Annotated in this window: 6 protein-coding genes; 5 read left to right on the forward strand and 1 reads right to left on the reverse strand. The window is 72.6% G+C overall.

Annotated features, from left to right (window positions below):
- The first annotated feature begins 103 nt into the window (after window positions 1–103).
- Window positions 104–5,110, forward strand: coding sequence for an NAD-glutamate dehydrogenase (locus AC07BS_RS34130; protein WP_478650695.1), 5,007 nt, complete (start codon window positions 104–106; stop codon window positions 5,108–5,110).
- 172 nt (window positions 5,111–5,282) lie between these two features.
- Window positions 5,283–6,458: a hypothetical protein gene (locus tag AC07BS_RS34135; protein WP_478650694.1), complete on the forward strand. Its 1,176-nt coding sequence runs from the start codon at window positions 5,283–5,285 to the stop codon at window positions 6,456–6,458.
- On the opposite strand, the gene AC07BS_RS34140 is transcribed toward AC07BS_RS34135, so the two are convergent.
- Entirely contained in the window at window positions 6,386–6,865 is a 480-nt protein-coding gene (locus AC07BS_RS34140; protein ID WP_478935466.1) for a GtrA family protein, read from the reverse strand. The two genes, AC07BS_RS34135 and AC07BS_RS34140, sit on opposite strands and share 73 nt — an antisense overlap.
- Before the next feature lie 235 nt (window positions 6,866–7,100).
- On the opposite strand from AC07BS_RS34140, the gene manB reads away from it, so the two are divergent.
- The 3 genes from manB (at window position 7,101) to AC07BS_RS34155 (ending at window position 9,961) form a co-directional block, all read left to right on the forward strand.
- Window positions 7,101–8,180 (forward strand): mannose-1-phosphate guanylyltransferase, encoded by a 1,080-nt coding sequence (gene manB / locus AC07BS_RS34145; protein ID WP_478935463.1) that lies wholly within the window; start codon window positions 7,101–7,103, stop codon window positions 8,178–8,180.
- A 146-nt stretch (window positions 8,181–8,326) separates the two neighbouring features.
- Window positions 8,327–9,142: a polyprenol monophosphomannose synthase gene (locus AC07BS_RS34150; RefSeq protein WP_478650690.1), complete on the forward strand. Its 816-nt coding sequence runs from the start codon at window positions 8,327–8,329 to the stop codon at window positions 9,140–9,142.
- A gap of 3 nt (window positions 9,143–9,145) precedes the next feature.
- Window positions 9,146–9,961, forward strand: a complete 816-nt coding sequence (locus AC07BS_RS34155; protein ID WP_478935465.1) for a hypothetical protein — start codon at window positions 9,146–9,148, stop codon at window positions 9,959–9,961.
- Window positions 9,962–10,031: the final 70 nt, after the last annotated feature.

The raw sequence follows: 10,031 nt of genomic DNA on the forward strand, positions 1-10,031 counted from the left end.
CCTCATCCCGGCATAACGTCGAAGACGACCGGAGATCCCGCGTCGCGGCGTAACGCCATCACCACCTATGTCTCGCAACGGCGCGCGACAGGAGCCTGAGGACATGCAGACCAAGCTGGACGAAGCCAAGGCCGATTTGCTCGAGCGGGCGGCCCGCGTCGCTGACACCGGTTCCGGGGTGCCCCGCCCCACCGGCCACCAGGGCGAGGGCGGGGTCGACCACGCGACCATGACCGCCTACCTCCAGCGCTACTACCTGCACACCGCCCCCGAGGACCTCGTGGGGCGCGACCCGGTCGACATCTACGGCGCGGCCATCTCGCACTACCGCCTGGCCGAGAACCGGCCGCAGGGCACCGCGAACGTCCGCGTCCACACGCCGACCGTGGAGGAGAACGGCTGGACGTCCAGCCACTCCGTCGTCGAGGTCGTCACCGACGACATGCCCTTCCTGGTCGACTCGGTCACCAACGAGCTCACGCGCCAGAACCGCGGCATCCACGTCGTCATCCACCCTCAGGTGATCGTCCGCCGTGACGTGACCGGCCGCCTCCTGGAGGTCCTCGGCTCCGCCTGCGACGCCCACGGCTCCGGCACCGGCACCGACGGCGAGCTGCCCCACGACGCCCTCGTCGAGTCCTGGATCCACGTCGAGATCGACCGCGAGACCGACCGCGACGACCTCAAGCAGATCTCCGCCGACCTGCTGCGCGTCCTGTCCGACGTCCGCGAGACGGTCGAGGACTGGGGCAAGATGCGCGACGCCGCCCTGCGCATGGCCGACGGCCTGGCCGACGAGCCGACCGGCGACATCGCCGACATCGAGCTGGACGAGGCCCGCGAGCTGCTGCGCTGGCTGGCCGCCGACCACTTCACCTTCCTGGGCTACCGCGAGTACGAGCTGACCCGGGCCGTCACCAGCGGTGGCGAGGAGGACGTCCTCACGGCCGTTCCGGGCACCGGCCTGGGCATCCTGCGCTCCGACCCCTCCCACACCCCCGACGGGCACCACGACGGCCACCACGCGCCGCTCTCGCGCCCCTCCTCGCCGTCCTTCAGCCGGCTCCCGGCGGACGCCCGTGCCAAGGCCCGTGAGCACCGGCTGCTCGTCCTGACCAAGGCCAACAGCCGCGCCACCGTCCACCGCCCCTCGTACCTCGACTACATCGGGGTCAAGAAGTTCGACGCCGCCGGCAACGTCATCGGCGAGCGCCGCTTCCTGGGCCTGTTCTCGTCGGCCGCGTACACCGAGTCCGTCCGCCGCGTCCCGGTCATCCGCCGCAAGGTCGCCAAGGTGCTGGCCGACGCCGGCTTCAGCGCCGACAGCCACGACGGCCGCGACCTCCTCCAGATCCTGGAGACCTACCCGCGCGACGAGCTCTTCCAGACCGACCCCGACCAGCTGCGCGCCATCGCCACCAGCGTGCTCTACCTCCAGGAGCGCCGCCGGCTGCGGCTGTACCTGCGCCGCGACGAGTACGGGCGCTACTACTCCGCCCTGGTCTACCTGCCGCGCGACCGCTACACCACCGGCGTCCGGCTGCGCCTGATCGACATCCTCAAGGAGGAGCTCGGCGGCACCAGCGTCGACTTCACCGCCTGGAACACCGAGTCGGTCCTCTCCCGTCTGCACTTCGTCGTCCGCGTCGACCCCGGCGCCACCCTGCCGGACCTCTCCGACGCCGACGTCGAGCGCATCGAGGCCCGCCTGGTCGAGGCCGCCCGCTCCTGGGCCGACGGCTTCGCCGAGACGCTCATCGCCGAGGTCGGCGAGGAGCGCGCGGCCGAGCTGCTGCGCCGCTACGGTCAGGCCTTCCCCGAGGGCTACAAGGCCGACCACAGCCCGCGCAGCGCCGTCTCCGACCTCGGCCACCTGGAGAAGGTGACCGCCGGCGGCGACCGCGACTTCGCGCTGAGCCTGTACGAGCCGGTCGGCGCCCAGCCCGGCGAGCGCCGCTTCAAGATCTACCGCACGGGCGAGCCGGTCTCGCTCTCCGCCGTCCTCCCCGTCCTCCAGCGCCTGGGCGTCGAGGTCGTCGACGAGCGCCCGTACGAGCTGCGCTGCTCGGACCGGACCACCGCCTGGATCTACGACTTCGGTCTGCGGCTGCCCGAGGGCATCGTGGGCGACGACGCGCGCGCCCGCTTCCAGGAGGCCTTCGCGGCCGTGTGGACCGGCGCCGCGGAGAACGACAACTTCAACAAGCTCGTCCTGCTGGCCGGCCTCGACTGGCGGCAGGCGATGGTGCTCCGGGCCTACGCCAAGTACCTGCGGCAGGCCGGTACGACCTTCAGCCAGGCGTACATGGAGGACACCCTCAGCAACAACGTCCACACCACCCGCCTGCTGGTCAACCTCTTCGAGGCCCGGATGTCCCCGGCCCTCCAGCGCGCCGGCACCGAGCTCATCGACGGGATGGAGGAGGAGCTGGAGGGCGCCCTCGACCAGGTCGCGAGCCTGGACGAGGACCGCATCCTGCGCTCCTTCCTGACCGTCATCAAGGCCACGCTGCGCACCAACCACTTCCAGCGCGACGAGCACGGCGACCCGCGTCCGTACCTGTCGATCAAGCTGGACCCGCAGGCCATCCCGGACCTGCCGGCGCCGCGCCCGGCCTTCGAGATCTGGGTCTACTCCCCGCGCGTCGAGGGCGTCCACCTCCGCTTCGGCAAGGTCGCCCGCGGTGGTCTGCGCTGGTCCGACCGGCGCGAGGACTTCCGCACCGAGATCCTGGGCCTGGTCAAGGCGCAGATGGTCAAGAACACCGTCATCGTGCCGGTCGGCGCCAAGGGCGGCTTCGTCGGCAAGCAGCTCCCGGACCCGTCCGTGGACCGCGACGCGTGGCTGGCCGAGGGCATCGCCTCGTACAAGACCTTCATCTCCGGTCTCCTCGACATCACCGACAACATGGTCGGCGGCGAGGTCGTGCCGCCCAAGGACGTCGTCCGCCACGACGAGGACGACACGTACCTCGTCGTCGCCGCCGACAAGGGCACCGCGACCTTCTCCGACATCGCCAACGCGGTGGCCGAGTCCTACGGCTTCTGGCTCGGCGACGCGTTCGCCTCCGGCGGCTCGGCGGGCTACGACCACAAGGGCATGGGCATCACCGCCCGCGGTGCCTGGGAGTCGGTCAAGCGCCACTTCCGCGAGCTGGGCCACAACACCCAGACCGAGGACTTCACCGTCGTCGGTGTCGGCGACATGTCCGGCGACGTCTTCGGCAACGGCATGCTGCTCTCCGAGCACATCCGCCTGGTCGCCGCCTTCGACCACCGCCACATCTTCCTCGACCCGACCCCGGACGCGGCCGTCTCCTACGCCGAGCGCCGCCGCCTGTTCGAGCTCCCGCGCTCCTCCTGGGCCGACTACGACACCTCGCTGCTCTCCCAGGGCGGCGGCGTCCACCCGCGCAGCGCCAAGTCCATCCCGGTCAACGCGCACGTCCGGCAGGCCCTCGGCATCGAGCCGGGCGTCACCAAGATGACCCCCGCCGAGCTGATGAAGGCCATCCTCAGCTCGCCGGTCGACCTGCTGTGGAACGGCGGCATCGGCACCTACGTCAAGGCGTCCACCGAGTCGCACGCCGACGTGGGCGACAAGGCCAACGACGCCATCCGCGTCGACGGCCGGGACCTGCGCGTCAAGGTCGTGGGCGAGGGCGGCAACCTGGGCCTCACCCAGCTCGGCCGCATCGAGTTCGCACTGTCCGGCGGCCCGGAGTCCACCGGCGGCCGGATCAACACCGACGCCATCGACAACAGCGCCGGCGTGGACACCTCGGACCACGAGGTGAACATCAAGATCCTGCTCAACGCCCTGGTCACCGAGGGCGACATGACCGTCAAGCAGCGCAACAAGCTGCTGGCGGAGATGACCGACGAGGTCGGCGAGCTGGTGCTGCGCAACAACTACGCGCAGAACGTCGCCCTGGCCAACGGTGTGGCCCAGGCCCCCAGCCTGCTCCACGCCCACCAGCGGGTCATGCGCAGGCTCAGCCGCGACGGCCACCTGGACCGCGCCCTGGAGTTCCTGCCCAGCGACCGGCAGATCCGCGAGCGGCTGTCCGCCGGCCGCGGGCTGACCCAGCCCGAGCTGGCCGTCCTCCTCGCCTACATCAAGATCACCGCGGCGGAGGAGCTGCTCACCACCGAGCTGCCCGACGACCCGTACCTCCAGCGCCTGCTCTACGCCTACTTCCCGCAGGCCCTGCGGACGTCGTTCGGCGCGCAGATCGACACCCACGCGCTGCGCCGCGAGATCGTCACCACCGTCCTGGTCAACGACACCGTCAACACCGGCGGCTCCACCTTCCTCCACCGCCTGCGGGAGGAGAGCGGAGCCTCGCTGGAGGAGATCGTCCGGGCGCAGACCGCCGCCCGGGAGATCTTCGGCCTGAACGCCGTCTGGGACGCCGTCGAGGCGCTGGACAACGCGGTGGCCGCCGACGTCCAGACCCGCGTCCGGCTGCACTCGCGCCGTCTGGTGGAGCGCGGCACGCGCTGGCTGCTCAACAACCGGCCGCAGCCCCTGCAGCTGGCGGAGACCATCGAGTTCTTCCGCGACGACGTCAACGCGGTCTGGTCCGAGCTGCCCAAGCTGCTGCGCGGTGCCGACATGGAGTGGTGGCAGTCCATCCACGACGAGCTGGTCGCCTCCGACGTGCCGGACGAGCTGGCGGTCAAGGTCGCGGGCTTCTCGTCCGCGTTCCCGGCGCTGGACATCGTCGCCACCGCCGAGCGCACGGGCAAGCAGCCGCTCGACGTGGCCGAGGTCTACTACGACCTGGCCGACCGGCTGCACATCACCCAGCTGATGGACCGGATCATCGAACTGCCGCGCTCCGACCGCTGGCAGTCCATGGCCCGCGCCTCCATCCGCGAGGACCTCTACGCCGCCCACGCGGCCCTCACCGCCGAGATCCTCTCGGCCGGGAACGGCGCCTCCAGCCCGGAGGAGCGGTTCCTGGAGTGGGAGGAGCGCAACGCCGCCATCCTGACCCGCGCCCGCACGACGCTGGACGAGATCCGCGGCTCGGACTCCTTCGACCTGGCCAACCTGTCGGTGGCGATGCGCACCATGCGCACGCTGCTGCGCACGCACGGCTGACGGTAGGTCCCGCGCCGTATCGGTGGGCGCTGCCCATCGGCGGGCGCTGCCCATCGGTGTGCGCTGCCCATCGGTGTGCGCTGCCCATCGGTATGCGCTGCCCATCGGTATGAAAGGGGCGGCTCCGGGGAAAACCCCCGGAGTCGCCCCTTTCGCGTGCTAAGAGAGACGGATGGCAGTCGTCCCACGGCTCGTTTCCCGCCCGTCGCGGCGTGTTCCCGTCCCCGGCCGCCGGGAGACGGCCCTCGCGGTGGCCCTGTATCTGGCCGTGGCGGCCGCCGGTTTCGCCGTACTGCTGCTGATCAACCACCACCTCGGGCACGGGACGCGCTGGCTGCTGTACCGCTGGGACAGTGGCAACTACCTCCACGTCGCCGAGCGCGGCTACCCCCGCTCGCTCGGCTACCGCCCCGACGGGACGCCGGAGTACAGCCGGCTCGCCTTCTTCCCGCTCGTGCCGGCCCTGATCCGCGGTGCCCACCTGCTGACCGCTCTCCCGTACGCGTACGCCGGGGTGCTCGTCTCCTGGTGCGCGGCGGCGGCCGCCGCGGCCGGTGCGTTCACGCTCGTACGGGCCACCGGGGGCGGCACGGGCGCCGGCTACGCGTGCGTGGCGCTGTGGGCCTGCTCGCCGTACGCCTTCGCGCTGTGGGTGCCGTACTCGGAGGCGGTCTTCAGCGCGCTGCTGCTGTGGGCCCTGGTGGCCCTGCTGGCGGCCCGCTGGGTGACGGCGGGCGTGCTGTGCGCGCTGGCCGGCGCGGTCAGGCCCACGGCCACCGTGCTCATCGCGACGCTGGTGCTGGCGGCGGGCTGGGCGGTGCTGCGGGGGCGGGCCGGCCCGCGGCCGTGGCCGGCGCTCGCGCTGGCCCCGGTGGGGCTGGTGGCCGGCTGGCTGTTCCTGGGCAGCAGGGTGGGGCGGTGGGACGGCTGGTTCGAGGCGGAGCGGGCCTGGGGGCAGTCCTACGACTTCGGCGCCGGGACGGTGCGCTTCCTGTGGGAGGTCTTCCTCTACCGGGACGGGCACGCCGCGGACGTCCGGCACGTGGCCGTGGTGGCGGTCGTCCTGCTGACCGCGGCCGCCGCGGTGGCCCTGGCGCTGGACCGGCGCGTGCCCTGGCCGCTGGCGGCGGTGGTCGCCGCCGCCTGGCTGCTGATGATGGGCACGCCCGGGTCGCAGTTCTCGAAACCACGCTTCATGCTGCCGTTCCTGCCGGTTCCGCTGCTGTTGGCGGCGCGGCCGCTCGCGCGTGTTCCGCTTGGGGTGCGGATCTGTCTCTACGGTGGAGGTGCGGTGGTCTCGGGGTGGTACGCGGCCGGGTTGCTCGTGCTCTTCGACGGCTCGCCGTGACGCCCGCCGCCGCTCTGCCGGAACACCCACGCGCGGTAGGACCAGAAGCGGAAGAGGGTGGCCGCGGCGATGCCCAGGAACTTGAAGGCGTTGCTGAGGAACGGGCTCGACCAGCCGAAGCCGTAGGTGGCGGCGTAGAGGATGCCGTTCTCGATGACCAGCCCGATGCCACTGAAGACGGCGAAGAGGAGCACCTCCCGGCTGCGGTGGCCCTTGTCGCGGTCCCGGTAGGTGAAGTAGCGCAGACCCAGATAGTTGAAGGCGATGGCGACAGTGGTCGCGATCACGCTGCAGCGCACCACCGGCAGCCCGGTGGCCCCCCGGCAGACGTTGAACACACCGAGGTTCACGAAGATCCCCAGGGTGCCCACCGTGCCGAACTTCGCGAACTCGTGAACGAGCGCCAGCAGGCGGTCCCGGCCGCGTGGGCGGGGCGCGCGGTGTGCCGGTGGAGTGGTGCGGCTCGGCGGGGTCGTGCGGGTCGGCGGGGTTGTTCGGGTCGGTCGGGTCGGTCGCAAGGGCATCTCCCGGTGCGGTCGCCACGCCTAGCGGACATTTCACGTAGACAGCCGATTGTAGTGTAAATTGCCGCAAAAAATGACGCAGTGCGACGATGTGATCACAACCGGGCAAGGAACTGGCATGACAGAGGCGGTACTGCTCGTCGGCGGCAAGGGCACTCGGCTCCAGCCGCTGACCCTCAACACCCCCAAGCCCATGGTCCCGGCGGCGGGCGTGCCCTTCCTCGCCCACCAGCTGGCCCGTGCCAGAGCCGCCGGCGTCGACCACGTCGTGCTCGCCACCTCCTACCTCGCCGACGTCTTCGAGCCCTACTTCGGCGACGGCTCCGCCCACGGCCTGCGGCTCACCTACGCCACCGAGGACGAGCCCCTGGGCACCGGCGGCGCCATCCGGCACGCCGCCCGCGCGCTGACCTCCGGCCCGGCCGACCCCGTCCTGGTCCTCAACGGCGACATCCTCACCGGCCTCGACATCCAGGGCCTGCTGCTGCGCCACGAGCGCGCCCAGGCCGACGTCACCCTCCACCTCACCCGGGTGGCCTCCCCGGGCGCCTACGGCCTCGTGCCCACCGACGCGGACGGCCGGGTGCTCGCCTTCACCGAGAAGCCGCAGCGGCCCGAGGAGATCGTCACCGATCAGATCAACGCCGGCTGCTACGTCTTCCGGCGCGAGGTGATCGACGCCATCCCCGCCGACCGGCCGGTCTCCGTCGAACGCGAGACCTTCCCCGGGCTGCTCGCCGCCGGCGCCCCGCTGCACGGCGTCGTCGACGCCTCCTACTGGCTGGACGTCGGCCGCCCCGCCTCCTTCGTCCAGGCCTCCGCCGACCTCGTACGCGGCATCGTCCGTTCCCCGGCGGTGCCCGGGGAGCCCGGCGAGCACCTCGTGCTGCCCGGCGCCCACGTCGAGAGCGGCGCCCGGCTCGGCGGCGGCACGGTCGTCGGGGCCGGCGCGCACGTCGCGGCGGGCGCCGACGTCCAGGGGTCCGTCGTCCTCGACGGCGCCCGGATCGAGGCGGACGCGCGCGTACGGGACTCCATGGTCGGCCGGGACGCCCGGGTGGGCCCGCGGACCGTGCTCGACGGCGCGGTGATCGGGGACCACTCCCGCATCGGCGCGGACAACGAGCTGCGCGAGGGGGCCCGCGTCTGGTGCGGCACGGCCATCCCCGACGCGGCCATCCGCTTCTCCGCCGTCTGACCTCCGTCGTCCGGCCTCCTCGTGCTTCTCCTCGCGCGTGTCCCGTGATCCCCTTCCTGTGATCCCCTTCGTGTGACCTCCGCCCCCGTCCGCCTTCGCCGGCCGTGGCCCCCTCCGCCGGTCGTACCGACAAGGAACCGCCGACCATGAGCGCTCCCCGTCACACCGCCCTCGCGACCCCGCTGCCCGCCGAATGGGGGCGCGTCCCCCTGACCGTGGTCATGCCGACCTACAACGAGGCGCAGAACCTGCCCACCATGGCCGAGGCGCTGATGGCCCTGCCCCTGGCGGGCCTGCGGCTGCTGGTCGTCGACGACAACAGTCCCGACGGCACCGGCACCATCGCCGACCAGCTCGCCGAGAAGTACAACGAGGTCGGCCGCACCCGCATGGACGTCCTGCACCGCACCGCCAAGGACGGCCTCGGCCGCGCCTACGCCGCCGGCATGGACCACGCCGTCGCCGAAGGGGCCGCCTACGTCCTGCAGATGGACGCCGACGGCAGTCATCCCGCCGACCGCGTCCCCGAACTGCTCGGCGCCGCCCTGGCCACCGGCGCGGACGTCGTCGTCGGCAGCCGGTACGTGCCCGGCGGCACCCTCTCCGACGCCTGGGGCACCCACCGCAAGCTGCTGTCCCGCTGGGCCAACGCGTACGCCAGCGGCGTCCTCGGCACCCGCGTCCGCGACATCACCGGCGGCTTCAACCTCTGGAGCGCCGACGCGCTGCGCGCCGTCGACCTCGGCTCCGTCGACAGCGCCGGCTACAGCTTCCAGGTCGAGATGAAGTACCGCGCGCTGCGCTCCGGCTTCACCGTCCTGGAGGTGCCCATCCACTTCGAGGACCGTGCGGCGGGGGAGTCGAAGATGAACCTCGCCGTCCAGCTCGAATCCGTCGCCATGCCCTGGCGGCTGCGCTCGAAGGCGCTGCGCGCGGCGAGGCCCGGCAAGCGCGCCCGCTGACCCGTGTCCCGCGCCGCCCCGCGTCCCGCCCCGCCCTTCGTCGTGCCCCTCGTCGTGCGTCTCGTCGCGCCCGGCGCGCGGCGGGCGGCGGCCGTCGCCGTCCTGCTGCTGGCGGCCCTGCTGCTGCTCATGGTGGTGCGGCTGCCGTGGTCCGGCGACCTCGGCATGCACGGGGCGGTCCTGGAACGGCTGCGAGCCGACCTCCTGCACCCGGGCAACCCGCTGGTGGACGAGGACACCGACAGCCCGTACTACTCGCCGTGGACCGTGGTGCTGGCGCTCGTCGCGACGGCGGGCGGCTGGAGCACCTTCGCGGTGCTGCGGCTGGCCGGGCTCGCCGGACTCACCCTGCTGGGCACGGGGATCGCCGCGTTCGTCCGTACGTTCAGCCGGCGGCCGGCGGCCGTACCGGTCGCCCTGCTGTGCGTGGCGTTGCTGTACGGGGTGCGGCTGTTCGCGTGGAGCGGCCTGCCCGGCCTCACCTCGCTCTGCCTGACCCTGGCCTACCCCGGCACCTTCGCCCTCGGCCTCTCCCTCCATCTGTGGGCGCTGCTGCGGCGGGCCCTGGCCGGGGGCTGGGGGACGGCCGGCTTCCTGGGGCTGGGGGTGCTGCTGGCGGCGGTGCTGCTGTGCCATCAGTTCACCGGCGCGGTCGCGGTGCTCGGGGCCGCGGCCGTGCTGCTGGGGGCACGGCCGTGGCCGGCCCGGGAGGTGTGGCGGCGGGTCGCGGCGGGCGCCGCCGTGGCGGCGGCGCTGCCGCTGTGCTGGCCGTACTACCCCTTCCTGGCCCTGGCCGGCGCGGGCGGCCTGTCGCCGTGACGGCGGCGGCGCTACTGGTGGGGGCGTGGACGCAGGCCGGGGTGCTGTCTTACGTCATGCGCCGCGAGGC

This window comes from Streptomyces sp. NPDC044063 (genome assembly GCF_056434285.1).

Coding starts and splice junctions, on each gene's coding strand:
- AC07BS_RS34130 (WP_478650695.1), top strand. CDS start 104: ATGCAGACCAAGCTGGACGAAGCCAAGGCCGATTTGCTCGAGCGGGCG.
- AC07BS_RS34135 (WP_478650694.1), top strand. CDS start 5,283: ATGGCAGTCGTCCCACGGCTCGTTTCCCGCCCGTCGCGGCGTGTTCCC.
- manB (WP_478935463.1), top strand. CDS start 7,101: ATGACAGAGGCGGTACTGCTCGTCGGCGGCAAGGGCACTCGGCTCCAG.
- AC07BS_RS34150 (WP_478650690.1), top strand. CDS start 8,327: ATGAGCGCTCCCCGTCACACCGCCCTCGCGACCCCGCTGCCCGCCGAA.